This is a genomic window from Rathayibacter sp. AY1F3, from assembly GCF_002931975.1.
Lineage (GTDB): Bacteria > Actinomycetota > Actinomycetes > Actinomycetales > Microbacteriaceae > Rathayibacter.
The window spans coordinates 1-25,247 of the sequence record NZ_PSVF01000014.1 but is presented as its reverse complement, the minus strand read 5'-3'; the positions used below and the strand labels follow the sequence as shown (position 1 = coordinate 25,247).

Genomic DNA, 25,247 nt, shown 5'->3' with positions numbered 1-25,247 from the left:
CGGGCCGGCGGCCGTCCGGGTGCCGGCCGCGTGCACCCCGGACGGCCGCCCGCCGCATCAGAAGTCCTCGCGCCGCTCCTGCTCGGCCTCGGCGGCCGGCTCGAGCGCGGCGAGATCCCCGAGCGCGAGTCGCAGCTGGCGCAGCAGCCACTCCTCGGTCAGCGCACCCGCGTCGAGCGCGTCCAGCCGGCGGAGGCGCTCGGCGGCCGACCCGGTGAGGTCGGCGGGCGTCCCGGCGCTCATGCGCCGTACCCCGCTCCGCGGAGCAGGCGGCGCAGGTCGACGAGCTGCTGCTCGTCCACGTCCTTGTGGTGCGGCCGGTGGAGGGTCTCGGTCGTCGAGCCGACCGTCACCGAGAAGGCGCCGTCGTGCTTCTCGTGGACGGTGCCGACGGCCTCGAGCAGCGTCAGCACGTCCGCCCAGAGGACGTTGTGGCTCGGCGAGTCCTCGAGCAGCCGCTCGAGGGTGTCTCGCTGGTTCGAGTGGAGGTGGCGGGTGTCGGTCATGAACGGCCCTTCGGTGTCTGCGCACGCGTCCCGGTGGCGGTGCTCGGCGTCGCGTCCGACGGTAGGCGCGCGGGTGGAGCCGGTGCGCGAGTCGGATGACTCGAAGAGCGGACGCCGCGGGGCGGCCCCGCGAGAGGTACGGTCGTGAATCCGGAGCCGGGCGACCGCCTCGACGAGGAGGACCCTCCCCGCACGCCCGCGCTGCCCGAGGCCGCCGTCTCCGCCGCGTCGCTCCCCGACCGGCCGGCCGCGTTCCTCAACGCCCTGCTGACCGAGCACTTCGTCCTGGAGTCGGCGCGCGGGATCACCGTGACGGAGTCGAGCAGCCGCGCCTCTCTCTACCTGACGATGCTCTCCAGCTCGCTCGTGGCCTTCGGCTTCCTCGCCCCGACCCGGTACGCGATGGGGTTCCTCGCGGTGATCATCCCGGTCGTCGTGCTGCTGGGGGTGTTCACCTACGAGCGGCTGGTGCAGACCTCGATGGAGGACATCGCCGCGCTGACGGCCATCCAGCGCATCCGCCGCTATTACGGGACCCTGCTGCCGGGCGCGGGCGCCTACTTCGCGGTGCCGCGCGGCCGACACGCGCCGAACGAGCTGCTCGAGATCGGCCGGCGGCAGAGCTGGCGGGGCATCTTCTTCACGATGTCCTCGGCGATCGCGGTGGTCAACTCGATCGTGGCGGGCGCCGGAGTCGCGCTCGCGCTGACGCAGAGCGGCGCGGACGAGGTCCCCGCGATCGCGTGCGGGATGGCGGCCGCGGTCGTTCTCGCGGTGCTGCACGGGGTGTACCAGTTCCACCGCTACCGGCAGATGCGGCTGCGGATCGCCGAGGCGGAAGCGCTGGACGGGGTCGAGAGGGGGTGACGGGGCGGAGTCCGGCCGGCGGGCGGCGTCCTGAGCTGACGGGCGCACTTCAGGCGCCGCGTCGGCCGCCGGCTGGTCGGTGTGCGTCGGCCTGCTCCCACGACTGCTCAAGAGTTGTCGCACTCGACGCCCAGTGCGACAACTCCTGGACTCTCGTGGCGCTCTCTCCCCGGCGGGCCGCCGCGAACATCCAGAAGTCGCCGTAGTCGGTCGCAAGTGCGACAACTCCTGGCTACTCGCCGCCTGTGGACAAGCGTTGGGTGTCGGCGGCTCCGACGGCCGCGACTGCTCGAGAGTTGTCGCACTCGACGCCCAGTGCGACAACTCCTGGACTCTCGTGGCGATCGCTCCTCGGCGGGCCGCCGCGAGCATCCAGAAGTCGCCGTGGTCGGTCGCGAGCACGGCGACTTCTGGATGCACGCCGCCTGCGGACGTGCGCAGGGAGCCGGCGGCCGGCGACTGTCCAGGAGTTGTCGCAGTCGATGCCGAGTGCGACAACTCCTGGACTCTCGCGAAAGTCCTGCGCTCTCGCGAAGGCGCGCGGCTCAACCCCGCTCGGCCCGCTCGGCGAGGAGGTACTGCCAGTCGCGCGGCACGCGGTCCTTCGGCCCCGGGGTGGTCTGGCTCGCCGGGTGGCTCTGCGGGTCGGCCAGTGCGGGGCCGTCGGCGTAGTCGTCGGTCCGGTAGTCCCAGAACCAGTCCTCGCCGGGCTCGAAGCTGCGGATGACTGCGTGGCCCGTCGAGTGGTAGTGGGCCGTCGCGTGGCGGTTAAGCGAGTCGTCGCAGCAGCCGATGTGCCCGCAGAGCGCGCAGCGGCGCAGGTGCAGCCACCACGAGCCGGACTGCTCGCACTCGACGCAGCCGGGGCCGCTCGGCGGGACGGAGGGGTCGATCATCTGCTGCGACGTCATGCGCTCAGCATGCGCCTCCCGTGGCGGCAGGCACCAGGTCGGATGACTCGATCCTGCGGCTCCGTCACGCGCTCCGGGCGTCCTCGAGGCTGAGGAGCGCGTCGCGGAGCCCGGCCCGCGAGGTCACCCCGAGCTTGGGGAAGATCCGGTACAGGTGCCCGCTGACGGTGCGGGGCGAGACGAAGAGCTGCTGGGCGATCTGCTTGTTCGACAGGCCCGCGGCGGCCAGGGAGACCACGCGCCGCTCCTGCTCGCTGAGGTCGGCGGCGACCGGCGCCTCCCCCGCTCCGCCCGCCGCCCGCAACTCGTGCTGGGCGCGGGCGAGCCAGAGCTCGGCTCCTACCGCGGCGAACCCCGCAGCGGCCTGGCGGAACCGGGTGCGCGCCTCCAGCGGGCGCATCCGGCGGCGCAGCCACTCGCCGTGGCAGAGCTGGACGCGCGCCCGCTCGAACGGCCACTCCTCGGAGGCCGGGTCGAGGGAGCGCTCGAAGAGGGCGCCCGCGCCGCCGGTCGGATCGAGGACCGCGGTCGCCGCGCGGGCGAGCATCCGCCCGCGGGGAGCGAGGGGCCGCTCGGCGAGCGCTGCCGCGGCCGCCGCCAGCTCGGCGCAGTGCTCGGGCAGGCGGAGGCGCGAGGCGGCCTCGGCGGCGTCGAGGAGCTCCAGCGGGTCGCCGCCGGCGCGGAAGGAGGAGCGGGCGTGCGCCTCCTCGAAGCGGCCTCCGCCGAGGTCGAGCGAGCACAGGGCGTGATCGGCGGTGCGCGCGACCGACGCCGCTCCGTGCCGCAGCGCCCAGGCCGTCGCGCGCTCGGCGCACTCGAGGGTGCGTGCACGGTCGCCCTGCACGGCGTGGATCCGGGCTCGAGTCGCGTCGACCAGCGCGCGCACGGCGGGCAGGTCGTCGGCGCGGGCGGCGGCGCGATCGAGGTCGGCCGAGGCGTCGTCGAGGCGACCGCGGTCGAGGGCGGTGGTGCCGCGGCGGAGGAGGGCGAGGGCGCCGGGCAGGCCGTCCGCCTCCTCCCCGCCGTCGAGGAGCCCGGCGAGGCGGTCGCGGCGCTCGTCCGAGACCTCGAGCAGCGACCAGGCGAGGTGCAGCGCGACCGTCTTCCACGGGTCGCCCGTGACCACGGAGTCCTCGGCGAGCCGCAGGCGTCCCTCCCACTCCTCGTCCGGGACCGGCCGCACGCAGGCCTCCACCAGGCGCAGGACGGGATCGAGGGGGTACTCCTCGCCGACGGCGAGCGCCTCCTGCCACCACGCGGGATCGCCGCGGAGCGTGCAGGCGAGGTGGAGGACGGTCGCCAGAAGGTCGGCGGCGTCGTCGTGAGGGGCGGCGCGGTCGGCGGAGAGGCTGCCGGCGTCGTCGCGGGAGGCGCCGGTCTCGGCGGGAGCGACACCGCCGACTGGAGAGGCACCACCGACAGGAGAGGCACCACCGACAGGAGAGGCACCACCGACAGACGAGGCACCGCCGGCGAGCGAGGCACCACCGACTCCCGAGCCCCCACGCCCCACCCGAGCGCCGAGCCCCCGGAGCGCCGCGCGGCGGACCCCGCCCACGTCCCCCGTGCGGAGCAGCGCATCGGCCGGCCGCGCCGCCTCGACGCCGGCCCCGGGAACCCCGCCGTCCTCCCGCGAGCGCTCGACCACCCGCTCGAGGGCCGCCGCGTCGCCGGTGAAGGCCGCGACGGCAGCCGCGCGCGTCTCGAGCTCGTCCCGCAGAGCAGCACCGCGCGCACTCGACCGCGCCTCGGCGAGGAGGAGCAGCGCCTCCTGCGGCCGACCCGCGCGGAGTCGCTCCTCCGCCGCGTCCCTCAGCAGCCGTGCCCGCTCCTCCGGCCCGGCGGCGTCGTCCGCCGCGAGCAGGAGGCGGAGGTGCGGGGCCGACTCCGGGCGCTCGGCGAGCCGCCTCCGTGCCGCCCCCAGCGCTCGGGACGTCGCCGTCGAGAGCACCACCGCTCGGACCACCGGGTCGCGGAACGCACGGCCGCCCGCCGTCAGGATCCCCGCCTGCACCAGGGCGCGGTCCCCGTCTCCGAGGGCCGACCCGATGCTCTCCGGGAACTCGGCGCCCGCCACCGCGGCGACCAGGAGCGCCTCCCGGCTCGGCTCCGACAGCGGAGCCAGCAGATCGAGCACCCGGGTCTCGGCCTGCTCGAGCCGTGGGTAGACCGGGAAGGGCGAGGGAGCGTCCTCGTCGGCCCAGGCCAGCCCGAGGACGTCGAGGAGCAGCGGATTCCCCTCCGCGACCCGCAGCAGGCGCGCCTCGACGGCGAGCGGCCGCCGGCCGCCGTGGGCGCGCAGGAAGCCGCGGGCCGCCTCCGCGTCGAGGGGCTCGGTGCGACGGTGCCGGAGGCCCTCCCAGCCGGCGAGGACGCGACGGTCGCCGGTGGCGAGGAGGCAGGCGGCACCGACCTCGTCCACCAGCCGGGTCACCAGGGCCTGGAGGGTCTCGCGGGCGGCGACGTCGAACCGCTCCCAGTCGTCGACGACGATCAGGAAGCCGGGATCGCAGGGCGAGGCGGAGGAGTCGCGCACCCGCTGCAGACGGCCGATCAGCGTGGCGAACAGTGCGAGCGAGGACGCGCCGATCACGGCGTCGCCCCGGTCCGGCCGCACCTCCACGACCTCGCAGCCGGCGGCGCGAGCGGTGGCCGCGGCGGAGCGCAGCATGTGCGTCCGGCCCGAGCCGATCCCGCCCTCGACCACCAGGAGCCGCTCCCGCGCGGGCGACGCCGAGCTCAGCATCCGGACCACCACGTCCTCGGGGGCGCTCGGGTGCGCGGGCGGCGAGGAGAGTGCACTGATCGTCATCGCGACTCCTGAGGGACGGGTTCCGAGGACCCCATGCTGACCGCCGGGCGCGGCCGCGCTCTCCTCCCTCTGTCGGAACCCTCCGGAGCGCACCCTCTGTCGAACCGTCCCGAGCGCCCGTCTCCCGGTCGGCGCCGGGCAGGAGGCACAGGAGGGCAGTGGGCCCCGCGGGCGCCCGACGGTACTCTGTGTCCCACCGGACGACCGGTACGGCCCCACCCCCGCACGACCGCCGCTCGACCCGGCGGGTGATCCGATGGAGTCGCACGATGAGCTCTCGCAGCCCCCTCGCGGAGTTCCTCCGCGCTCGCCGGGCGGCGCTGCGGCCGGAGCAGGTCGGCGTGCCGACCGCGGGCACCCGGCGGCGGGTGCCGGGCCTGCGCCGCGAGGAGGTCGCCGACCGCGCCCGGATCAGCCGCGACTACTACCTCCGCGTCGAGCAGGGGCACGCGGTCGCCCCGTCCGACCAGGTGCTGAACGCCCTCGCCGAGGCGCTCGCCTTCGACGAGTTCGAGCGCGCCTACCTCTTCCGGCTGGCCCGGCTGCGCCCCGGCCCGCGCGATCCCGACTCCCCTCCGCCGGGCCAGGGCGTGGAGTCGCTGCTCGCCCACTGGCCGAGGACCCCGGCGTACGCGTTCGACCGCAACCTCGACGTCCTCGGCGCGAACGACCTGATGAGCCGTCTCGCCCCCGACAAGGGCGTGCCCGGCGCCAACATGCTGCTCTCCACCTCCCGCGGCTACGTGCGCGCCGTGGCGAACGGCGACCCGCCGGACCAGCTGCAGGCGTGGGGCCAGGTCTTCCGCGAGCTGATCGCCGCGCTGCGGTTCTACAGCGACCCCGACGATCCGCGGCTGCACGAGATCGTCGGCGAGTGCTCGGTCGAGAATCCGCTGTTCCGGTCGATCTGGGCCGAGTACCAGGTCCGCCCCTTCACCCACCGGTGGATCCGCGTCCACGTCGAGCCGTTCGGCTGGCTCGACCTCGAGATGCAGACCCTGGAGCTCGCCGGCGCTCCGGGCCGGTACGTCGTGACCTACCTCGCGGCAGCGGGGACTCCGGCGGCCGCGGCCGTCGACGTCCTCGCCTCGCTGCGGCCCGCTCCGGAGGCGGGCACCGCGCTGGCCGCCCCGGCCGGCGCCTGATCAGCGGCGGCGAGCCGAGCGAGCGCGTCTCGACTCGCCGCGTCACCCGCCTCGAACAGGAGCAGGAGGCGCGCGCCGTCCCGGACCAGCCGGTAGTCCATCGGAACGGAGCCGACCGCGGTGTCGAGGAACACGACCGACCCGCGTGCGTCGGCCTCCGCCCCGGCCGCCCACGAGTCCGCGAACCGCGGGCTCCTCGCCGAGAGCTCCCCGACGACCGTCAGGAACTCCCGGTCCCCCCGGTGCCGCTCGAGCGAGTCGCGGAGCATCGCCGCGACCTGATCGGCCGCGGACCCCCAGCAGGGCAGGTCCTCGACCTCGGACGAGTCCAGGAAGGTGAAGCGGGCGATGCTCACTCCCGGGGCGAAGGCGGGCGAGAGCGCCCGCGCGAGCGGAGTCGCGGCCAGCACCCGCAGGTGCCGGTCCAGCAGCACCGCCGCCCTCCCCGCCCACGGCAGGAGCGCCGCCGCGTGATCCTCCGCCATGTCCCCGTCCCCTCCGCGCGTCCCTCCCTCAGCGCAGCGGAGTGATCCCCTGCGTCCCGGGCGGGAAGGTCGCCAGCACCTCCTCCGGGATGTTCAGGTGCTGCGCGACCAGCGACGGCGGCAGGTGGCTCAGCCACTGGGCGAGCGACACCTCCTCGTAGCGGGAGCTCTTGAAGGTCTCGATGTAGACCAGCGTGTCGTCGCCGGTGTTCTCCACGTAGTGGCCGAAGTTGCGGCGCACGACGCCCACGTCTCCGGCGTGGAAGTCGGTCGTGTTGGCGTGCGGGCCAGTGTTGAAGACGGTCATCCGAGCGGATCCGCGGAGGTAGTACTGCCACTCGTCGGCGTTGGGGTGCCAGTGCAGCTCGCGCATCGAGCCGGGCTCGACGGTCGTCAGCGCGGCCGAGACCGTGCGCGAGGCCGGGAAGTTCGTGCTGTCGGCGATCTGGATCCGGCCTCCGCTGTTCTGGTAGACGGGTTCCGAGCGGGAGAGCCGGAAGATCACCGCCTCGTCGCCGTCCTGCACCCCGGCCGCGGCCCGGTCGGCCTGGAGGTCGCCGGGCACGTCGCCCGGGAAGATCCAGAGGTCGTGCAGCGGGATGTCGCGGAAGACCTCCTGCGCGACGCCGAAGTTCTTCGCCAGCACGTCCGGCGGCGTGTGCGCGAACCAGTCGGTGAGCAGGAGCGTGTTGCTCTCGGACTGCTCGCCGTCGTCGAACGCGAGCACGAACTCCGCCCCGTCCGGGCCGAGGCCCTGCAGGGAGTGCGGCAGGCCGGGCGGGAAGTACCAGAGGTCCCCCTCCTGCACGTCGTCGACGCTGGGCCGGCCGGTGCGGCTGAGCGTGGTGATGCGGCAGTTCCCCTTGGTCATCAGCGCCCACTCGGCGCTCTGGTGCCAGTGCAGCTCGCGGATCCCGCCGGCCTCGAGGTACATGTTCACGCCGGCGATCTCGTTCGAGATCGCGAAGTCGGCCTGCGTGAGCTCGCGCGCCCAGCCTCCCCGCTGCACCCGCCGCGGCGAGATGTTGAAGGAGGACCAGAAGAACGGCTGCGTGCTGATATCCGTCGCGGGCGCGGCGATCTGGTTCGGGAACAGTCCCTCCAGGACGCGGTTCTGCGGGCCGGTCATCGTGTTCGCCGAGGGATCGCTCTCGGTGTTCACGATCCCCTCCTGGGGGAGGTCCGGGTCTCCGAAACCGGGGGTCTCGTGGTGCGGAGCGGTGCTGTCGTCGGGTTCCACGGCGTTCTCCCTGCTGATCGTCCTGCGCGCCTGCGCTGCTCCGATCCCACCGCTCCGGCCCGGGCGGCACCACGGTCATCCGACTCGATCCGCCCCCGACGACCGGCCGCGCTCAGCCGCCCAGGCCCTCGAGCACGTCCCGCGAGGGCACGAAGTAGACCCCGCCGGTCGTCGCGGTCGAGAAGTCGAGGAGGCGGTCGTGCCGGCCCGCGGGCACGCCGACGAACATCCGCGTCAGCATCGTCTCGATCACCGACAGGTCGGCGGCCAGGCCGAGGAAGTACGTGCCGAACTCGCCCCTGCCGGGCCGGCCGAAGGGCATGTTGTCGCGGAGGATGTCGTGCTCGGTCCCGCCGGCGTCGACCACGGTCGCGAGCCCCTTGTGCGAGAGCTGCGCCGGATCGTCCTCGCGCTCGACGTTGTCGGCCTTGCTCCGGCCGATGACCCGCTCCTGCTGCTCGGTGGTGAGCGCGTGCCAGGCCGTCAGGTCGTGCAGGTACTTCTGCACGACCAGGTAGCTGCCGCCCGCGAACGCCGCGTCCTCCGCGCCGATCAGCGCGACGCGGGGCAGCGCCTCCCCGGTCGGGTTCTCGGTGCCGTCGACGAAGCCCAGCAGGTCGCGGTTGTCGAAGTAGCGGAAGCCGACCACCTCGTCGCGGACGACGACGTCCTCGCCGAGCGCGTCGAGCAGGAGTCGCTCGAACTCGAAGCAGGCGTCGTCGCGCTCCGCCCGGATGTGGAACAGGGGGTCGGTCTGCGTCGAGACGGCCGTGTGCGCCGCGCCGACCACCTCCCGGAACGGGTGCAGCTGCGCGGGGCGCCCCTCCCCGCCGAAGCGGTCCCACGCGTCGCTCCCGATCCCGACCAGGCAGGAGAGGCGCAGGCCCAGGTCGCGGAAGCCGACCGCGCGGAGGATCCCGCCCACGTCGGCGACGACGTCCCGCACGCGGTCCGCGGCGTCCTGCCCGCCGACGATGTCGAGCGAGAGGAAGACGGCGGACCGGCTGAGCGGAGCGACGACCGCCTGCGGCTCGATCGGGACGCGGTCCTCGACGGTCACCGGAGCACCGCCGGCCGGAGCGTCGTCGTCAGGGGCGTCGGCAGGGCCGACGTCGTGGGCGTCGTCGTGGGCATCGCGACCTCCGATCCGCGCGCCGCGGGAGGGCGCGTCCGCCGCGATCCTGTCAGCGTCCGCGGTGCGGGTCACGAGTCATCCGACCCCACTCGGCGAGCGCGGCCGGCGGCCCCGGCACCGCCCGGGCGACCAGGTCTGGACGATCGTCGGAACATCTCCCCGCGCTCTTCAGGGAGCGCTCCCACGCCCCTATCGTGGAGCCGCTCCCCACCCTCATCCGGGGAGGCACCACCTTGGACACGACCCGGGCCGGGCTCGGGATCGACACGAGCACGGAGGTTCGAAGATGCCGTTTGTGACCACGGACGACGACGTCGAGATCTACTACAAGGACTGGGGCAGCACCGACGCGCAGCCCATCGTCTTCCACCACGGCTGGCCGCTGTCGTCCGACGACTGGGACGCGCAGATGCTGTTCTTCCACGCGCACGGCTACCGCGTCATCGCGACCGACCGCCGCGGGCACGGACGCTCGACCCAGGTCGGCACCGGACACGACATGGACCACTACGCCAGCGACGTGAACGCGGTCGTCGAGCACCTCGACCTGCGGAACGCGATCCACATCGGCCACTCCACCGGAGGCGGTCAGGTCGCGCGCTACGTCGCGAAGTACGGCGAGCCCCAGGGTCGCGTGGCCAAGGCCGTCCTCGTCTCGTCGGTCCCGCCGCTGATGGTGCAGACCGAGGCGAACCCCGAGGGCACGCCGATCTCGGTGTTCGACGGCTTCCGCGACGCTCTCGCGGCGAACCGCGCCGAGTTCTACCAGGCCGTGGCCTCCGGGCCCTTCTACGGCTTCAACCGCGAGGGCGTCGAGCTCTCGCAGCCCGTGGTCGACAACTGGTGGCGCCAGGGCATGACCGGATCCGCGCTCGCGCACTACGAGGGCATCAAGGCCTTCTCGGAGACGGACCAGACCGAGGACCTGAAGGCGATCACCGTCCCCGTCCTCGTCACCCAGGGCGACGACGACCAGGTCGTCCCCTACAAGGACGCCGCGCTCAAGCAGCACGAGCTGCTGCAGAACTCGACGCTCAAGATCTACGAGGGCTACCCGCACGGCATGCTGACCGTCCACGCCGACGTCATCAACCCCGACCTGCTGGCCTTCATCCAGGAGTAGCGCGGCACGCTCGCAGGCGCGTCCCGGCCGTTCCGGGGCGCGCCTGCGCGTCTGCGCTCGAACGGGGGCCGGGTGCCCCTGCGAGCGGAGTCCGGCCTCAGGCGTCGGCGCCCGCGTCCCTCCCGAGCACCGCGGCGAGCTCGCCCCGCCCGCCGATCCCGAGCTTGCGGTACGCCGCGTACAGGTGCGCGCCGACCGTGCGCGGCGAGAGGAACAGGTTCTGCGCGATCGCGCGGTTCGACAGCCCCGTGCTCGCGAGAGCGCAGATGCGCAGCTCCTGCGGGGTCAGCGTCGCAGCGGCCGGCGACGGCGCGTCCGCGATCCTCCCTCCGGCGGCCCGGAGCGCGTCACGGGCCCGATCGGCCCAGGCGTGGATCGGCAGCTCCTCGAGCATCGCCAGTGCCTCGCGGAGGAGGGGCCGCGCCTCCGCCGCCCGACCGGCCCGGTGCAGCCCGTCGCCCACGAGCAGCAGCGCCCGCGCCCGTACGTACGGGAGCGGCGGCGGAGTCCGGCGGAGCAGCCCGGCCGCGACGTCCGGCGCTCCGTCGGCGAGCGCCACGGCGATCTGCGCGTACCGGAGGGCCGCCTCGATCATCGGCTGGTGCCAGCGCTCGAAGAGCGATTCCAGCCTCGCGGCGTGCAGGCGCACGACTCCGACGTCCCCGATCGCGAGAGCCGCGTCGACGAGATCGGGCGTGGTCAGGATCGCGAAGCCGGGGTTCAGGGAGTCGTCGTCCGTGTCGAGGAGGGGCAGGAGCTCCGGCACGGCGTCGCCCGGTCGCGACTCGAGGACCGCCACCGCCGCTCGCGATCCGCGGAGCGTCGCCCGCATCACGCTCGAGCAGAGGACGGCCGCGCCGATCGCGCTGCCCGCGCTGATCGCCTCGGGATCGGGCGCGACGCCCTCCATCGCGTCGAACCAGGCCAGGCAGGCCCGGGACGCGGTCTCGAAGCCGACGTCCCCCAGGTCGCTCCCGAGGACGAGCGCCTCCTCGGCGAAGGAGCGGGCGCGTGAGAAGCGGCCGGCGAGCGACGTGGTCATCGAGGCCGCGAGGAGCGCCTGCGGGAGGATCCGGATGTCGCCGCGCGCGCGGAGCCCCGTGATCGCCTCCTCCAGGAGCTCCCGGGCGACCTCGACCTCGCCCGCCGTGTTCAGCGCGTAGCCGAGCCACCACGCCTCCTCCGGACCGCTCGCCCCGCCGGCCGCCGCGAGCGCCCGGCGGACGACCTCGTCGCCGCGGGCGATCGGCTCGGTGACCGCCGCGAGCAGGACGGCGCGCGGGTCGGAGTCGTCGAGGGCGAGCGCGCGCACCGCCTGGATCATCGGCTCGCCGGGCGACGCCTCGCGGTTGTGGTCCCAGGCGATGGCGGCGAGGTGCAGGAGCGCGGCGGTCGCGGCGTCGACGGCTCCGTGGCTCTGCAGCGCCGTCACTGCGGCGAGCGCGGGCGAGAGGTCGCCCCGCGAGAGGGCCGTGCGCCCGGTCGGCAGCGTCTCGCGCGTCCAGGCGGCGCGGGCGGTGAGCACCGGATCGACGGTCTCGCCCGCCGCGCGGTGCACGAGCAGCGCCGCCTCCGCGGTCCGGCCGGCGAGCCCGGAGTACTCGGCCGCGTCGATCAGGCGCGAGACGCGCAACGGCCCCGCGGGGGTCAGCTCCGCCGCCCGCTCCATCGCCTGAGCCGCCAGGACGACGTCGCCCGTCGCGAGGCCGGACGCCGCGAGACCGGCGAGCTCCTCGCCCACCGGCCCGTCCGAGCCGGTCGCGAGCTCCGACCGCCACTAGAGCGTCCGGTTCGGGTCGTCGCGGTGCTCCTGGACGAGCGTGCGGAGCACGGCCGCGCGCTCGGAGGGGCGGCTCACGCTCGTCACCGCGGACTGCACGAGAGGGTGCCGGAAGCGGAGTCCGCTCCCCGGCGTCCAGCTGAGCAGCGACGCGGCGACGGCCCGGTCGATCCAGGAGGGGTCGGGGTGGCGGCCGATCGCCAGGTTCGCCAGCCGGCTCGCCTCCTCCGCCGTCGCGACGTCGCCCAGCGCCACGGCCAGCACGGCGAGCCGCGAGGGCTGGTCGAGCTCCGCGAAGCGCTCGGCGAAGGCCGACTCGAGGCGTCCGGTCACCGCGCGGTCCTCCGCCTCGTCTACCGACGGGTCGCGCCCGGTCAGCTCCACCAGGGCGAGCGGATTTCCGCGGGCGAGGTCGAGCAGAGCGCGCCGGGCGGCGCCGCGAGGAGGATGCGGGAGCGTGTCGAGGAGAGCGGCCGAGTCGGCGGCCGACAGCGGCCCGAGGTGGAGGTGCTCGAGGCCGGAGTCCTCCTCGGGCCGGTCCCTCGTGGTCATCACGACGACGACGCGGTCCTCGCCGATGCGCCGGGCGAGCATCCGCAGCGCCCACGCCGACTCCGGGTCGATCCGGTGCAGGTCCTCCACGACGACCAGCAGGGGCCGATCGGCGGCGGCGTCGCTCAGGAGGGTCAGGGCCGAGAGGCCGGCCAGGAGCGGCGTCGGCTGCACTCCCTCGGCCAGATGGAAGGCCACGCGGAGCGCGTCCCGCTGCGGCAGGGGCAGGCCGTCGAGGCCCGGGCGGAGCGGGTGCAGGAGGAGCTGCAGCGCCGCGTACTGGTCGCCCGACTCCGCTGCGGAGCCCGCGGTCCGCAGCACCCGCACGTCGAGTGCGCGGGCGTAGGCGACGACCTCCTCGACCAGGGTGGTCTTGCCGACCCCGGCGTCCCCGTCGATGACGAGCGCCGACCCGTGGGCGGCGATGCCGTCGACCATCAGCCGGAGCCGCGCGAGCTCCGATCCCCGACCGACGACGAGCGCGTCCCGCTTCACGCGTCGAGTATCGCACCCTCGCGCAGACACTCCTCGACCCGGTGACGGGCCCGGATGAAATCGATCGCGGCGGCCGCGGCGCTGCCGGGGGCGCCGAAGAAGGAGGTCAGGAAGTGGTCGCCTCCGTGCACCTCCAGGGTCTGCCAGCGGAAGGCGATGAAGCCGAAGGGGTCGACGCGCACCGGGGACGAGCCCTCGCGGAGCGGGTACGCCTCCTGGCTCGCCCAGACGCGGCGGAACACCCGCGAGCGGCCGCCGAGCGAGGCGACCAGGACCCGCAGACGCGGGTCCACCGGGTCGGAGTGGAAGCGGAGGGCGGCGGTCATCACGGCGATCGTGCGGTCCCAGTCCTCGTGCCGCTCGGCGTCGGTCTCGAGCGCCGCGGCGTCGACGACGGCCTCGATCATGTTGGTCCCCTGCTCGCAGGCCAGGGGGAGGAACAGGCGGCCGAGCTCGTTCACGGCGACGAGGTCCTGGTAGCGGTCGACCACGTAGGCGGGCGTCGTGGTCCAGGACGAGACCATGCTCGTCAGGCTGCCGACCTGCGCCGGGGTCGGCCCGGCCTGCGCCCAGCCCGGTGAGCGGCGCGGCGCGGCGTGTCCGCCGAGCCGGAAGAGGTAGTCGCGCCCGTCCGCGTCGAGACGGAACGCGCGGGCCAGAGCGTCCAGGACCTGCGCCGAGGGGCGGCGGTCCTTGCCCTGCTCGAGCCGCAGGTAGTAGTCCGGGCTGATCCCCGCGAGCACGGCGACCTCCTGGCGGCGCAGCCCGCTGACGCGGCGCCTGCCGTCGGCGCCCAGGCCGACCTCGTCGGGGCGCAGCCGGTCGCGGTGCCCCCGGAGGTAGGCGCCGAGCCGCGCGGTGTCCGTGTCCACGATCCCGCCCTTCTCTCCCTTCGAGGCTAGGGAGGCGGCGGGCCCGACTCCACGCGACGCCGACCTAGATCCGCGGCGGGAGTACCTAGATCGGCGGGGCGTGCTTCCGGGTGGGGGCGGTGCGCGGCGGGGTGCGGAGGAGCGCACCGGCACTCGGCGCACCCCTCCGCGGTCAGGCGACTCCGCGGTCAGCTCAGCTCCGCCGCAGCGTCGGCGATGACCCGCGCGACCTCCTCCGGGTGCGAGCGCATCACCAGGTGCGGCGCGTCGAGCTCGACGACCGAGCGCACGCCCGCCCGCCGGTAGCCGAACCGCTCGACGTCCGGATTGATCGTCCGGTCCGCGGCCGCGACGACGCCCCAGCTCGGCCGGGTCCGCCAGGCGGCGACGGGAGCGGCCTCACCGAAGGCCAGAGCGGCGAGCGGGCGCTGGCCGACCGCGAGCACGGCCGCCTCGGCCGGGTCGATCCCGGCCGCGAACACCTCCGGGAACGCCGACACCGCGACCGACACGTCCGTGCCCGGCTCCGCTCCGTCGATCGGGAACGGGGTGTAGACGAGGTTCGCCGGCAGGTCGGAGTCGGGGAAGGCTCCCTGCAGCTGCCCGAGGCTCTCCCCCTCCTCGAGCACGTAGGCCGCGAGGTAGACGAGGCCGACCACGTTCTCGGCGGCGCCCGCCACCGTGATCACGGCGCCGCCGTAGGAGTGGCCCGCCAGCAGGACCGGCCCGTCGAGCTGCTCCACGAAGGAGCGGAGGTACTCCGCGTCGCCCAGCAGGCTGCGGTTCGGCACTGCAGGGACGCGCACGGCGTGGCCGGCGTCGAGCAGGATCCGCGTGACCGGGGCGAAGCTCGCGGCGTCGGCGAACGCTCCGTGGACGAGGACGATGGTGGGTGCGGGCATGGGGCGTCCTTCCGGTCGGGCTGCGGTCCGGCAGCCGGCTGCGCAGCCGATCCGGACCCGGGCCGAACCTAGGACGGCGGACGGCGCGCGTCGTGACCCCGCGACTCCCCTGCCGACCGGGCGGCCGCCTGTCGCCCGCCCGAGGACACGCTCCAGCGCTCGTCCCGCCCGCTCACGGCGGGCCCGGCCCGCTGCAGCGTCCGCGTCCTGGTCCCGGCGGGGTCACCCTTCGACGGCTGGACCGCCCGGGATCGCGGCGCGGTCGGCCGACGGGCTCTCCGGCCGGATCGCCGGCGACAGCGGCGGATCGGCACGCGGACTCCTGCGGCCCGAGACCCGGGCCGCGGCGCGTCAGCTCGCGAACTCCTCCGGCCAGCCCAGCGCGGCCAGCGACCGGCGCACGCGCTCGATGTCCTCCTCCGAGGGCAGCTCCGAGGTCACTCCGGCGATCGCGGTGCCGACGTCCGCGCGGGAGGCGGGCGCGTCGGCGGCGAGACCGGCGGCCACCTCGGCCACCTCCTCGTCGCTCAGACGGCGGCGGAGGAGCGCCAGCAGCGGCACGAAGTCCTGCTCGGGCAGCCCGGCCGGATAGCCGGCGCGCAGCCAGCGGACGATGCGCGCGACCAGGCCCTCGCGAGTGTCCGGCTCGGCCAGCGACTCCGGGCCCGCCAGCGGCCAGCCCGCGCTCGCGAGCCGCGAGGAGACGCGGGCGACGTCCTCGGGCATCGCCGGTCCGAGCAGCAGCTGCTCGATCCGCTCGCGCACTACGGCCCGTGAGACGACCGTCTCGGCCCGCTCCGACTCCGACAGGAGCCGCGCGACGACCTGCTCGACCTCGTCCGTCGTGAGGCTGCGGCGCAGCAGGCCCAGCAGCGGCAGGTAGTCCTGCTCCGGCACGCCGGACGGGTAGCCCGCGCGCAGCCAGCCGACCACGCGGGCGACGATCCCCTCCCGCGCCGCAATCGGATCGGTCGAGGCCATGCTCAGCCCTTGGGCACGAAGGTCGGGATCACGTGCTCGAAGCTCACCGACTGGCCGAGGCCCGTCGCGATGATGACGCTCAGGCCGATCACCACGGAGCCGACGACGAGGGCGAAGCAGAGCACGCCGATCCCGCGCAGCACCGGGGCGGGCAGACCGCTCCGGACCGCGGGGGCGTCGGACCCGCCCGAGGCGGGAGCACCTGCGGCGACGGCGAAGGAGCGGACGCCGACGGCGAAGAGCACGGGCAGGCCCGCTCCGAGGAGCACGGCGACGAGGGCCACCTGGCCGGCGGCGGAGAGGAAGAGGGAGAGCACGGTGCGGATCCTTTCGCTCAGACGCCGGCGGTCTCGGGCGCGGGGCGTGCCGCCGCGTCCTGCCACTCGTCGTTGACGTTGTGCGCGCCGATGCTGTCGCGGCGCGAGCGGATGTAGATGAGGGAGGCGACGGCGACGAGGATCGCGGCCATCAGGAGGCCGCCGGCCGCGCCTCCGACGAGGTGGCCGATCCACCACATCACGGCGCCGACGAGAGCGGCGGCCGGGAGCGTGATGACCCACGCGATCACCATGCGCAGCGCCACGCGCCAGCGCACCTGCGCTCCGGGTCGGCCGACTCCGGAGCCGAGGATCGAGCCGGTCGCGACGTGGGTGGTCGAGAGGGCGAAGCCGAGGTGGCTGGAGGCGAGGATGACCGCGGCGGAGGCGCTCTCGGCGGCCATGCCCTGCGGGGTGTCGATCTCGACGAGGCCCTTGCCGACGGTGCGGATGATCCGCCAGCCGCCGATGTAGGTGCCGAGCGAGATGGCCAGCGCGCAGCTGAGCTTGACCCAGAAGGGGACCGACTCGGTGTCGCTCCAGCCGCCGGCCGCGATCAGCGCGAGCGTGATCACTCCCATGGTCTTCTGCGCGTCGTTGGTGCCGTGCGCGAGCGAGACGAGGGAGGCGCTGCCGATCTGGCCGAAGCGGAAGCCGCGGTGGAGGCTCTTCTCGGCGAGGTTGCCGATCACCCGGAAGACGAGCCAGGTGCCGATCGCCGCGACCGCGCCGGCGAGCACGGGCGACATCAGCGCCGGGAGGATCACCTTGCCGACGACGCCGTCGAGCTTCGTGCCGTCGCCGGCCCAGTTGACGCCGTTGAGGCCGAGCCCCGCGAGAGCGGAGCCGATCAGGCCGCCGAAGAGGGCGTGCGACGAGCTCGAGGGAAGGCCGAGCAGCCAGGTCAGCAGGTTCCAGACGATGCCGCCGATGAGGCCGGCCAGCACGATCAGCAGCAGAGCGGATCCGCCGTCCTCGAGCAGCGCCGGATCGGGTGCGCCCGAGGAGTCCTGGATCTTCACGACCGCGTTGGTGACGGTCAGCGCCACCTCGATGCTGAGGAACGCACCGACGAGGTTCAGCGACGCCGAGAGGGCGACGGCGGTGCGGGGCTTCAGGGCACCGGTCGCGATGGACGTGGCCATCGCGTTCGCCGTGTCATGGAAGCCGTTGGTGAAGTCGAAGGCGAGGGCCGTGACGACGACGAGCGCGAGCAGGATGAAGGGATCCACGCAGACATGATGCTCCCGCGGCGGGAGGCGTTCCGGCGTGGTCGCGAGGCTTCACCTGCTGTTCACCTCGCGGGGCACGCCCGCCCGAGTAGTCTGTGCGGATTCTCAGGCGGGCGGCGCCTCTGCGGGTGCGATCCACCTGAGCCCGCACTGGCGTGCGGCGCTCAGACGAGCGCGGTCAGGAGGCCGAGCGCGGCAGCGGCGGGGTGAGGTCCGGGGTGTGCGCGGGGTCGGAGTCGGGGGCCGGCTCCTGCTGGGCGGCGGGCTCGGCCGCGGCGCCGGCGTCCTCGGCGGACTCCTGATCCTCGGCGGGCTCCTGCGAGCCGGGCAGCGGCGGGGTGAGGTCGAGGGCGCCGACCGCCGGCTCGGCGGCGTGCTTCGGCGTGGTCGGGCGGTTCTCGGCCGCGGCCGCCTTCTTCGCCGCCTTCTCCTGGGTCCGCTTGAGCTTCTCGGTCTGCTCGGCCAGCTTGCGGGCCTTCTTGCGCAGCTTCTTGCTGGAGTCGCGGACCGCCTCGTGCGCCGCGCGCACCGACTTCTCGGCCTTCTTCAGCGCCTTCTTCGCGCGCTTCTGCGCCGCCTTGTCGCGTGCGTCCTTGTCCTTGCCGGTCCCGGCCATGTCCGCTCCTCCGCTCGTCGACCGCTCCGGCCGACTCCCCCACGCTACCGAGCGGCACCCGCCCCGCGAACCCGCTGGCGAGCGCGCCCGGGCCGCGCTAGGCGCGCGGGCGGCGGCAGTCGTGCGGCCGTGCCGTCCTTGCTCCTCTCCCCCTCGGCCGCCGCCTCTCCCCCTTCTCCTCGGCTCTCGCTTCAGCCCTGCGGTGCCGTTCGCGGCTGGGAGTCGCGGGCGAGTCGACCCCGCGACGGGCGCGGGTTCGGCAGGCTGGGGGCATGGTCTTCCAGCACGATCCCGGCGGCTACCAGGGCCGCGCCGGCCTCCGGCGTCCCGTGCGCGGGCCCAGGCGCGACAAGTGGATGTGGTGGCGCCTGGGCTCCGGAGTCGCGGCGACGGTCGCCGGTGTGATCGCCCTGCTCGTCTTCACCGCCGACCGCTGAGCACGCCCGCCGGCGACCCGGCGCACCCCCGCCACCCCGGATCGAGAGCCGATCGATGCGCTCAACCGCTTGACTCCGGAGGTTTCTCTCAGGTCGGATCCGGCGGAACGCGGGTAGTTTGGAGGGTCGCATCGGCTCAGCCGTGCGATCAGCCCCACTGCCCCACCCGGCGCTCGCCTCCCCCCTCGAGCGTCGGCAGACCTGGAACCTCCTCTGCATGCACCGTTCGTCACGCGCCTCGACTCCCACCCCCGCAGGAGCCGAGACCGGCAGTCCGTCCGCCCTCCCGACCCGTCGCTCGCTCCGTGAGCAGGAGTCCCGCAGCCGTCGCCCCTCCCGCGGCCCGTCGCGCCCCCGCGTCTCCGCCGTCGCCGCGATGACCCTCGTGGCCGGCATCGCGATCACCTCGACGATGCCCGCGTTCGCCGTGGGCGGCACCGCCGACTCCGAGCTGACCCGCGACACGGCCACCGCCGTCGCCGCGGCCCGCCCGCAGAGCTTCGTGGCGGCCGGAGTCGTGCAGCAGAGCGTCACCCGCGACGCCTTCGCGGCCGAGGCCAAGCCCGAGGTCCTCGTGCCCACCGCGTCCCTCGACGCGATCACGGCCACCTCCGGCGAGTCGACCGCGGCCGCCGCCGGAGCGTCCGGAGCCTGGGTCGTCCCGATCTCCGGTCACATCAGCAGCAGCTACGGCCCCCGCCCCGACGCGCCGGTCGCCGGCGTGAACCTGTTCCACAAGGGCACCGATCTCGCCGGCGCCTGCGGCACGCCCGTCCTCGCGGCCTCCAGCGGCACCGTCGAGGAGGCGTCGTACCAGGGCAGCTACGGCAACTGGATCCTGCTCGACAACGGCGGCGGCATCGAGACCGGCTACGCCCACAACAGCGAGCTGATGGTGTCGGTCGGCGAGACCGTCACCGTCGGCCAGGTCATCGCGCTGCGCGGCTCGACCGGCGCCTCCACCGGCTGCCACCTGCACTTCGAGACGCGGGTCGACGGCGAGGCGGTCGACGCCGTGCCGTTCATGGCCGAGCTCGGCGTCCCGATCGGCTGACGCCCCGGGCGACTCGAGAACCCGGACGTCGCGGTGGCCGCTCTCGACCACCGCGACTTATCTGTTCTCGTGAGCGCGCATGCCGGCGTCAGGGCCCGGGGACCGTCCGCGCCCCGGTCGAGACGGCGGCCGACCAGTGCGCGTCGTCCGGCACCGTCGTCACCCTGATCTCGGCGTCCTGCTCGACGGCGATCTGCATGGTGCCCGTGTTGCCGCCTCCGGTGCCGGTGCGGGTCGTGCTCGGGCTGTAGACGCACGACGATCCGCTCGTCATCAGGCCGACGACCTCGATCGTCACCTCGGCGTCCGCGGTGTCGCAGGCGACCGAGACGGTGATGTGCAGCGGGTCGCCGCTGAGGTACACGGTCTGCGGATCGACGGGGCCGACCTGGTCGGTCCACCGAACGGCGGCGGTCGCTCCCTCGGGCAGCGTCACGGGCCCGAGCGGAGCGTCGGTGGGCGTCGCGGTCGGAGCGGCTGTCGGAGCAGCGGCGCCCGGGGCGGCGGGTGTCGCCTCCTCCGCCTGGTCGGCGCCGCTCGTGCAGCCGCTCAGAGCGAGCGCCGCGAGCAGTGCCGAGGCGCCCAGCGCGGTCGCGCGCCGTCCGGCCCGGAGCCCCGTCGCCCGGCGCGGAGCGGTCGTTCTCGTGGTGTCCATGGTGGTTCCCCCTGTCCACTGGCGTCCCTCCGGTCTACCCGAGCCCGCGCGGCCGCGGATCGCACTCTGCGGCGGTTGCCAGGGTCGGGGGCCGTGCTGCGGATCGATGGGGAGCTCCTCCGTACCGGCGCGGCGGCCCGTCGATCCGCTCGGGTGCCGCGGATGATCGGCACCGGGCGGATCCGACGCCCGCCGCTCCCGGCGCACCCCGCCGAGCCGCCCCTCTGCACCCGGAAGGCACCGCCATGATCGCCTCGAACACCTACCCCTTCGCCGGACGCACCGTCCTGATCACCGGAGCCGGCTCCGGCATCGGCCGCTCCATCGCACGCGCCTTCCTCGAGCAGGGCGCGAGCGTCGCGGTCGCCGGGCGCACCCCCGCCACGCTCGAGGAGACAGTCGCCGGCTTCCCGGCCGAGCGCGTCCTGGTCGTGCCCACCGACGTCTCGGTCCGAGCCGAGGTCGACGCGCTCGTCGAGGGCACCGTCGCGAGGTTCGGCGGGATCGACGTCCTCGTGAACAACGCGGCCGGCCACCTCGGCGGCCCGATCGAGGAGGTGGAGGACGACGCCTGGCGCTCGCTCTTCGCCACGAACGTCGACGCCCTCTTCTACGCGGTGAAGGCGGCGCTCCCGCACCTCAAGGCGAGCCGCGGCAACATCGTCGTCGTCTCCTCCGTGTCGGGCATCCGCGGCGACTGGGGCCAGGCCGCCTACAACGCGACCAAGGGCGCGATCACGACCTTCGTGCAGTCGCTGGCCCTCGACTTCGGCGCGCACGGTGTGCGGGTCAACGCCGTCGCGCCCGCCTTCACGCAGACGCCGCTGACCGAGTCGATGGCCTCGACCCCCGAGGAGCTCGCGCCCTTCATCGACCGCATCGCCCTCGGGCGCCCCGGGCAGCCGGACGACATCGCCCCGCCGGTGCTGTTCCTCGCCAGCGCGGACGCGGCGTACATCACCGGCGCGATCCTCGCCGTGGACGGCGGGACGAGCGCCTCGACGGGGCAGCCGCACCTGTAGGCGGGCGTGCGGCGGATCGGCCGCGGCCAGGCGACTCGCCTGCTCGGCCGGGACGGCTCGGTCGCCCGGAAGCGGCGGCCAGGCGAATCGGGGTCGGGGGGGGCGGCGGCTCTGCCCGGAACCCGAGTGCTCGCGTCGGATCCTGCGGCCCCGCTCGCGAGGGTCCACGGGCTCGACTGCGGGCGCCCACGGCCCGGATCGCTCCCTCCCTGACCGCGCACTCAGACTCAACCGACACCTGTGGAGTATCGTGGAGCCAATTGCATGCAGACGCATGGATACGGACTCGCCGACCGCACGGCCTCCGAGCCCATCCCTCTTCGAGCAGGAGTCGTCATGACCACCACCAGCACCCGCTTCACCGACCGCGTCGTCCTCATCACCGGAGGTGGATCCGGCCTGGGCCGCGCCGCCGCCGTCCGCCTCGCCCAGGAGGGCGCGAAGCTCGCCCTCGTCGACATCTCCGAGCAGGGCCTCGCCGCCACGGTCGACGTCCTGCCCGAGGGCACCGAGTCGATCACCGTCCTCGCCGACGTGTCGAAGGAGGCGGACGTGGACGCCTACGTCGCGCGCACCCTCGAGGCGTTCGGCCGGATCGACGGCTTCTTCAACAACGCCGGCATCGAGGGCCGCCAGAACCTCACCGAGGACTTCACGGCCGACGAGTTCGACAAGGTCGTCGCGATCAACCTCCGGGGCGTGTTCCTCGGCCTCGAGAAGGTGCTGAAGGTGATGCGCGAGCAGGGCTCGGGCATGGTCGTCAACACCGCGAGCGTCGGCGGCATCACCGCGATCGGCAACCAGTCCGGCTACGCGGCCGCCAAGCACGGCGTCGTCGGCCTCACCCGCAACTCCGCGATCGAGTACGGCGCGTTCGGCATCCGCATCAACGCGATCGCGCCCGGGGCCATCTGGACCCCGATGGTCGAGAACTCGATGAAGCAGCTCGACCCGCAGAACCCGCGCAAGGCGGCCGAGGAGTTCATCCAGGTCAACCCGACCAAGCGCTACGGCGAGGCCGACGAGATCGCCTCGGTCGTCGCCTTCCTCCTCTCGGACGACGCCTCCTACGTGAACGCGACCGTCCTCCCGATCGACGGCGGTCAGTCCATCAAGTACTGAGGTCCCGCGGAGGGAGCGGAGGGAGCGCCTGCTGCGGCCGGCGGGCCCTCCGCTCTCCCGCTGACGCCGTGTCGTTCGTGGGACGGACTCGGCCGCTCCTCCACAGGTGCTCCCTCCGACGTGCGTCCCCACCGGGCCTCCGTCGCGCAGCACCCGGCACCGCGGCGGGAGCAGAATGGGGTCGGTCCCGCCAGCGGCCGGACCTCGACCGCTACGGAGACATGCATGAACCCCACCGGGAGCTTCCGCGCCGCCCGCGACACCCTCCTGCAGCACCGCACCGATGCGGTCGCCGCGAACGAGGCCTTCCAGTGGCCGGACGTCGGGCCCCGCTTCAACTGGGCGGTGGACTGGTTCGACGCGATCGCCATCGGCAACGAGCGCCCCGCCCTCTGGATCGTGGAGGAGGACGGCTCCGAGGAGACGTACTCCTTCGACCGGATGCGCTGGCGCTCCGACGAGGTCGCCGCCTGGCTCCACTCGATCGGCGTCGAGCAGGGCGATCACGTCATGCTCATGCTCGGCAACCGCCTCGAGCTGTGGGAGTCGATGCTCGCGATCATGAAGCTCGGCGCGGTCATCCTCCCCACGACGACCCTGCTCTCACCCGCCGACCTGGCCGACCGCCTCGAGCGCGGCGAGGTCGCGCACGTCATCGCGGACGCCTCCGAGACCGCCAAGTTCGACGAGATGGAGGGCGGCTTCGGCCGTATCGCGGTCGGCGGCGCCGTCGAGGGCTGGCTCGACTACGCCGACTCGCTCGAGCCCTTCGGCATCAGCCCGACCGTGGTCGTCCAGAGCTCCGATCCGTGCCTGATCTACTTCACCTCCGGCACCACCTCGAAGCCCAAGATGGTCGTGCACACGCACGAGTCGTACCCCGTGGGGCACCTCAGCACGATGTACTGGCTCGGCGTGCAGCCGGGCGACGTGCACATGGCGATCAGCTCGCCGGGCTGGGGCAAGCACGCGTGGAGCTGCTTCTTCGCGCCGTGGAACGCCGAGGCGACGGTGTTCGTCTACAACTACAGCCGCTTCTCCCCCACCGCTCTGCACCAGCAGCTCGACCGGGCCGAGGTCACCACGTTCTGCGCGCCGCCGACCGTGTGGCGGATGCTGATCCAGTCGGCGCTGGGAGCGAAGCCGCGCGCGCTGACCGAGATCCTCTCGGCGGGCGAGCCGCTCAACCCCGAGGTCATCGCGACCGTCGAGCGGGAGTGGGGACTCACGATCCGCGACGGCTACGGCCAGACCGAGACCACCGCGATCATCGCGAACCCGCCCGGCGCCCCCGTGGTCCCCGGAGCGATGGGCCGCGCGCTGCCCGGCGTCGCGATCGCCCTCGTCGATCCGCTGACCGGCGAGCCCGCCTCCACCGGCGAGATCTGCCTCGACCTGTCCGTCGAACCCGTCAACCTGATGTCCGGCTACCTCGGCGACGAGGACCGCACCGAGCGCGCCCGCGCCGACGGCTACTTCCACACCGGCGACGTGGCGGTCCGCGCGGTCGACGGCACGATCACCTTCGTGGGCCGCACCGACGACATCTTCAAGTCCTCCGACTTCAAGATCTCGCCGTTCGAGGTCGAGAGCGTGCTGCTGCAGCACCCCGCCGTCGCCGAGTCCGCGGTGGTGCCGGCTCCGGACGAGGTGCGCCACAGCGTGGTGAAGGCGTACGTCGCCCTCGCCGAGGGCTGGGAGCCGACCGCCGAGACGGCGAGCGCGATCTTCGCCCATACCCGGGAGCTGCTCTCCTCCTTCGAGCGGGTGCGGCGCCTCGAGTTCCACCCCCTGCCCAAGACGATCTCGGGCAAGATCCGCCGCGTCGAGCTGCGCGAGCGCGAGGAGGAGGCGTTCCGCCGCGGCGAGGAGATCCCCACGGAGTGGCGCGCCGACCGCCTCTAGGCGCGGGGGCCCTCGTCCGCCGGGACACCGCCGAGACCGCCGCGGCACCGCTGAGACGGCGGCGTCCCGGCGGGGCGGTGGTGTCTCGAGGGGATGCGGTGGGCCGGGACGTCGGCCGCCGGTGACCAGCGGGAGCGGGTGCCGTCAGCACGGAACCAGCGCGGCGTCGGCGGCGTCCGGATCACAGGTCGGCGATCAGCTCGGCGTCAGCGTGGGCGGACAGCGATCAGCTCGCCGTGGTCGCGGACGCCGGGGGCGCTGCGGCGGAGCGAGTGGGTCACCTCGAGGCCGGCCTGCTCGGCGAGGGCGCGCATCTCGGCGAGCGGATGGAACCACGCCGGTGCGACTGCGTGCGCGAACGCCTCCGTGCGCGGCCCTTCGAAGAAGCCGATCAGCAGGCTTCCGCCCGGTCGGAGGTGCGCGGCGAGCGCCGTGACCGCGCCGGACAGCTCCGCCGGCGGGAGGTGGATGAGCGAGTACCACGCGAGAACACCCCCGAGGCCGTCGACGTCGAGCTCGAGCGCCGAGCCGAGCCGGAACGGGACGTCCGGGAACCGCGCCCGCGCCAGAGCGACGAACTCCGGCACCGGGTCGACGCCGATAGCGGCGGCTCCGCGGCGCTGGAGGAACTCCGTCCAGTGCCCGGGCCCGCAGCCCACGTCGGCGACCGTGCCCTCCAGCCCGTCGGCCCACGACCCGATCAGCTCGCGATCGGCCGCGGGCCCCGCGTCGACCGATCCGAGCAGCGCCGCGTACTCCTCCGCCCGCGCGCCGTACGCGTCCCGCACCTCGTCCATCCGGTGAGCGTAGGCCGTCTCGAAACGGCGCGCAGCGGGCACGCGGAGGCGCGTGGCACGTTCCGCGGTGCCGTTGGCACAGCTCGGCGGCACGGTCCACTGGCGCGTTCTGACGTTCTGGCGCGCCTGCCTCGTGAGCGTTCGCGCCCGGCCTCCCGAGGCGCTCCGCGAGGACGGATCATCGAGGTGCCGCGCCCCGTCCCCGCCCCGAAGGAGACCCGATGACCCCTGCCGACGCCGACGAGCAGGGGGAAGACGAGGGCGGCGGCGGGCAGGGCGGGGGC

25 protein-coding genes are annotated in these 25,247 nt (G+C 74.2%); 8 read left to right on the top strand and 17 right to left on the bottom strand.

Going from position 1 to position 25,247, the window contains the following annotated elements; all coding sequences use genetic code 11:
- Window positions 1–57: 57 nt before the first annotated feature.
- Window positions 58–243, bottom strand: a complete 186-nt coding sequence (locus C5C39_RS09950; RefSeq protein WP_104224778.1) for a hypothetical protein — start codon at window positions 241–243, stop codon at window positions 58–60.
- Window positions 240–506, bottom strand: coding sequence for a hypothetical protein (locus C5C39_RS09945; RefSeq protein WP_104257441.1), 267 nt, complete (start codon window positions 504–506; stop codon window positions 240–242). The genes C5C39_RS09950 and C5C39_RS09945 overlap by 4 nt, the downstream gene beginning before the upstream one ends.
- A 144-nt stretch (window positions 507–650) precedes the next feature.
- Here C5C39_RS09945 and C5C39_RS09940 point away from each other — a divergent pair, with 144 nt between their 5' ends.
- Window positions 651–1,373 carry a hypothetical protein gene (locus C5C39_RS09940; RefSeq protein ID WP_104250450.1) on the top strand — a complete coding sequence of 241 codons (723 nt, stop codon included), beginning with the start codon at window positions 651–653 and terminating at the stop codon, window positions 1,371–1,373.
- A gap of 545 nt (window positions 1,374–1,918) precedes the next feature.
- Here C5C39_RS09940 and C5C39_RS09935 read toward each other — a convergent pair.
- Window positions 1,919–2,284 carry a UBP-type zinc finger domain-containing protein gene (locus tag C5C39_RS09935; protein ID WP_104227372.1) on the bottom strand — a complete coding sequence of 122 codons (366 nt, stop codon included), beginning with the start codon at window positions 2,282–2,284 and terminating at the stop codon, window positions 1,919–1,921.
- A gap of 64 nt (window positions 2,285–2,348) precedes the next feature.
- A complete protein-coding gene (locus C5C39_RS09930; RefSeq protein WP_104353287.1) occupies window positions 2,349–5,096 on the bottom strand; it encodes a LuxR C-terminal-related transcriptional regulator in 2,748 nt (915 codons plus the stop codon).
- A 269-nt stretch (window positions 5,097–5,365) separates the two neighbouring features.
- On the opposite strand from C5C39_RS09930, the gene C5C39_RS09925 reads away from it, so the two are divergent.
- Complete coding sequence (locus C5C39_RS09925; RefSeq protein ID WP_104353286.1) at window positions 5,366–6,241, top strand: helix-turn-helix transcriptional regulator; 876 nt, start codon at window positions 5,366–5,368, stop codon at window positions 6,239–6,241.
- Here C5C39_RS09925 and C5C39_RS09920 read toward each other — a convergent pair.
- The 3 genes from C5C39_RS09920 to C5C39_RS09910 all read right to left on the bottom strand — a co-directional run bounded on the left by C5C39_RS09920 (window position 6,133) and on the right by C5C39_RS09910 (window position 9,173).
- On the bottom strand, window positions 6,133–6,726 hold the full coding sequence (locus C5C39_RS09920; RefSeq protein ID WP_104353285.1) for a hypothetical protein: 594 nt from the start codon (window positions 6,724–6,726) through the stop codon (window positions 6,133–6,135). The two genes, C5C39_RS09925 and C5C39_RS09920, sit on opposite strands and share 109 nt — an antisense overlap.
- Before the next feature lie 28 nt (window positions 6,727–6,754).
- The gene (locus C5C39_RS09915; RefSeq protein WP_258075814.1) at window positions 6,755–7,966 is read right to left on the bottom strand and encodes a cupin domain-containing protein; all 1,212 of its coding nucleotides are present in this window, start codon (window positions 7,964–7,966) and stop codon (window positions 6,755–6,757) included.
- Between the two features lie 112 nt (window positions 7,967–8,078).
- On the bottom strand, window positions 8,079–9,173 hold the full coding sequence (locus tag C5C39_RS09910) for a Dyp-type peroxidase (protein ID WP_308471210.1): 1,095 nt from the start codon (window positions 9,171–9,173) through the stop codon (window positions 8,079–8,081).
- 214 nt (window positions 9,174–9,387) lie between these two features.
- On the opposite strand from C5C39_RS09910, the gene C5C39_RS09905 reads away from it, so the two are divergent.
- The gene (locus tag C5C39_RS09905; RefSeq protein WP_104224006.1) at window positions 9,388–10,224 is read left to right on the top strand and encodes an alpha/beta fold hydrolase; all 837 of its coding nucleotides are present in this window, start codon (window positions 9,388–9,390) and stop codon (window positions 10,222–10,224) included.
- A 97-nt stretch (window positions 10,225–10,321) separates the two neighbouring features.
- On the opposite strand, the gene C5C39_RS09900 is transcribed toward C5C39_RS09905, so the two are convergent.
- The 8 genes from C5C39_RS09900 to C5C39_RS09865 all read right to left on the bottom strand — a co-directional run bounded on the left by C5C39_RS09900 (window position 10,322) and on the right by C5C39_RS09865 (window position 17,971).
- Complete coding sequence (locus C5C39_RS09900; RefSeq protein WP_104353284.1) at window positions 10,322–11,965, bottom strand: LuxR C-terminal-related transcriptional regulator; 1,644 nt, start codon at window positions 11,963–11,965, stop codon at window positions 10,322–10,324.
- 36 nt (window positions 11,966–12,001) lie between these two features.
- Entirely contained in the window at window positions 12,002–13,051 is a 1,050-nt protein-coding gene (locus C5C39_RS09895; protein ID WP_104353283.1) for an AAA family ATPase, read from the bottom strand.
- A complete protein-coding gene (locus C5C39_RS09890; protein ID WP_146079268.1) occupies window positions 13,048–13,923 on the bottom strand; it encodes a helix-turn-helix domain-containing protein in 876 nt (291 codons plus the stop codon). Before C5C39_RS09890 ends, C5C39_RS09895 begins: the two co-directional genes overlap by 4 nt.
- 188 nt (window positions 13,924–14,111) lie before the next feature.
- A complete protein-coding gene (locus tag C5C39_RS09885; RefSeq protein ID WP_104353282.1) occupies window positions 14,112–14,825 on the bottom strand; it encodes an alpha/beta fold hydrolase in 714 nt (237 codons plus the stop codon).
- Window positions 14,826–15,176: 351 nt separating this feature from the next.
- Complete coding sequence (locus tag C5C39_RS09880; RefSeq protein WP_104224010.1) at window positions 15,177–15,806, bottom strand: DUF3349 domain-containing protein; 630 nt, start codon at window positions 15,804–15,806, stop codon at window positions 15,177–15,179.
- 2 nt (window positions 15,807–15,808) lie between these two features.
- Window positions 15,809–16,123 carry a hypothetical protein gene (locus C5C39_RS09875; protein ID WP_104227380.1) on the bottom strand — a complete coding sequence of 105 codons (315 nt, stop codon included), beginning with the start codon at window positions 16,121–16,123 and terminating at the stop codon, window positions 15,809–15,811.
- Between the two features lie 17 nt (window positions 16,124–16,140).
- Complete coding sequence (locus C5C39_RS09870; protein ID WP_104224012.1) at window positions 16,141–17,355, bottom strand: inorganic phosphate transporter; 1,215 nt, start codon at window positions 17,353–17,355, stop codon at window positions 16,141–16,143.
- A 178-nt stretch (window positions 17,356–17,533) separates the two neighbouring features.
- Complete coding sequence (locus C5C39_RS09865) at window positions 17,534–17,971, bottom strand: hypothetical protein (protein WP_104353281.1); 438 nt, start codon at window positions 17,969–17,971, stop codon at window positions 17,534–17,536.
- Window positions 17,972–18,243: 272 nt separating this feature from the next.
- Between C5C39_RS09865 and C5C39_RS17495 the strand changes: the two genes are divergently transcribed.
- Together C5C39_RS17495 and C5C39_RS09860 are read left to right on the top strand one after the other, a co-directional pair.
- A complete protein-coding gene (locus tag C5C39_RS17495; protein WP_159940529.1) occupies window positions 18,244–18,408 on the top strand; it encodes a hypothetical protein in 165 nt (54 codons plus the stop codon).
- 217 nt (window positions 18,409–18,625) lie between these two features.
- A complete protein-coding gene (locus tag C5C39_RS09860) occupies window positions 18,626–19,462 on the top strand; it encodes a M23 family metallopeptidase (RefSeq protein ID WP_104239337.1) in 837 nt (278 codons plus the stop codon).
- An 88-nt stretch (window positions 19,463–19,550) separates the two neighbouring features.
- Here C5C39_RS09860 and C5C39_RS09855 read toward each other — a convergent pair whose 3' ends face one another.
- Window positions 19,551–20,117: a hypothetical protein gene (locus C5C39_RS09855; protein WP_104291860.1), complete on the bottom strand. Its 567-nt coding sequence runs from the start codon at window positions 20,115–20,117 to the stop codon at window positions 19,551–19,553.
- Between the two features lie 245 nt (window positions 20,118–20,362).
- Here C5C39_RS09855 and C5C39_RS09850 point away from each other — a divergent pair, with 245 nt between their 5' ends.
- The 3 genes from C5C39_RS09850 to C5C39_RS09840 all read left to right on the top strand — a co-directional run bounded on the left by C5C39_RS09850 (window position 20,363) and on the right by C5C39_RS09840 (window position 24,166).
- The gene (locus tag C5C39_RS09850; RefSeq protein ID WP_244229515.1) at window positions 20,363–21,139 is read left to right on the top strand and encodes an SDR family NAD(P)-dependent oxidoreductase; all 777 of its coding nucleotides are present in this window, start codon (window positions 20,363–20,365) and stop codon (window positions 21,137–21,139) included.
- A gap of 336 nt (window positions 21,140–21,475) precedes the next feature.
- The gene (locus C5C39_RS09845) at window positions 21,476–22,261 is read left to right on the top strand and encodes a glucose 1-dehydrogenase (RefSeq protein ID WP_258075813.1); all 786 of its coding nucleotides are present in this window, start codon (window positions 21,476–21,478) and stop codon (window positions 22,259–22,261) included.
- 225 nt (window positions 22,262–22,486) lie between these two features.
- Window positions 22,487–24,166, top strand: coding sequence for an AMP-binding protein (locus C5C39_RS09840; protein WP_104353279.1), 1,680 nt, complete (start codon window positions 22,487–22,489; stop codon window positions 24,164–24,166).
- 206 nt (window positions 24,167–24,372) lie between these two features.
- Here the strand turns inward: C5C39_RS09840 and C5C39_RS09835 are convergent, their stop codons facing one another.
- On the bottom strand, window positions 24,373–24,963 hold the full coding sequence (locus C5C39_RS09835) for a trans-aconitate 2-methyltransferase (protein WP_104353278.1): 591 nt from the start codon (window positions 24,961–24,963) through the stop codon (window positions 24,373–24,375).
- Window positions 24,964–25,247: the final 284 nt, after the last annotated feature.

Bases quoted from the DNA above. Each gene is read 5' to 3' on its own strand.
- C5C39_RS09935 (WP_104227372.1), bottom strand. From the start codon at position 2,284: ATGACGTCGCAGCAGATGATCGACCCCTCCGTCCCGCCGAGCGGCCCC.
- C5C39_RS09905 (WP_104224006.1), top strand. From the start codon at position 9,388: ATGCCGTTTGTGACCACGGACGACGACGTCGAGATCTACTACAAGGAC.
- C5C39_RS09835 (WP_104353278.1), bottom strand. From the start codon at position 24,963: ATGGACGAGGTGCGGGACGCGTACGGCGCGCGGGCGGAGGAGTACGCG.
- C5C39_RS09845 (WP_258075813.1), top strand. From the start codon at position 21,476: ATGACCACCACCAGCACCCGCTTCACCGACCGCGTCGTCCTCATCACC.
- C5C39_RS09885 (WP_104353282.1), bottom strand. From the start codon at position 14,825: ATGCCCGCACCCACCATCGTCCTCGTCCACGGAGCGTTCGCCGACGCC.
- C5C39_RS09925 (WP_104353286.1), top strand. From the start codon at position 5,366: ATGAGCTCTCGCAGCCCCCTCGCGGAGTTCCTCCGCGCTCGCCGGGCG.
- C5C39_RS09920 (WP_104353285.1), bottom strand. From the start codon at position 6,726: ATGGCGGAGGATCACGCGGCGGCGCTCCTGCCGTGGGCGGGGAGGGCG.
- C5C39_RS17495 (WP_159940529.1), top strand. From the start codon at position 18,244: ATGGTCTTCCAGCACGATCCCGGCGGCTACCAGGGCCGCGCCGGCCTC.
- C5C39_RS09850 (WP_244229515.1), top strand. From the start codon at position 20,363: ATGATCGCCTCGAACACCTACCCCTTCGCCGGACGCACCGTCCTGATC.
- C5C39_RS09930 (WP_104353287.1), bottom strand. From the start codon at position 5,096: ATGACGATCAGTGCACTCTCCTCGCCGCCCGCGCACCCGAGCGCCCCC.
- C5C39_RS09855 (WP_104291860.1), bottom strand. From the start codon at position 20,117: ATGGACACCACGAGAACGACCGCTCCGCGCCGGGCGACGGGGCTCCGG.
- C5C39_RS09945 (WP_104257441.1), bottom strand. From the start codon at position 506: ATGACCGACACCCGCCACCTCCACTCGAACCAGCGAGACACCCTCGAG.
- C5C39_RS09950 (WP_104224778.1), bottom strand. From the start codon at position 243: ATGAGCGCCGGGACGCCCGCCGACCTCACCGGGTCGGCCGCCGAGCGC.
- C5C39_RS09860 (WP_104239337.1), top strand. From the start codon at position 18,626: ATGCACCGTTCGTCACGCGCCTCGACTCCCACCCCCGCAGGAGCCGAG.
- C5C39_RS09880 (WP_104224010.1), bottom strand. From the start codon at position 15,806: ATGGCCTCGACCGATCCGATTGCGGCGCGGGAGGGGATCGTCGCCCGC.
- C5C39_RS09865 (WP_104353281.1), bottom strand. From the start codon at position 17,971: ATGGCCGGGACCGGCAAGGACAAGGACGCACGCGACAAGGCGGCGCAG.
- C5C39_RS09840 (WP_104353279.1), top strand. From the start codon at position 22,487: ATGAACCCCACCGGGAGCTTCCGCGCCGCCCGCGACACCCTCCTGCAG.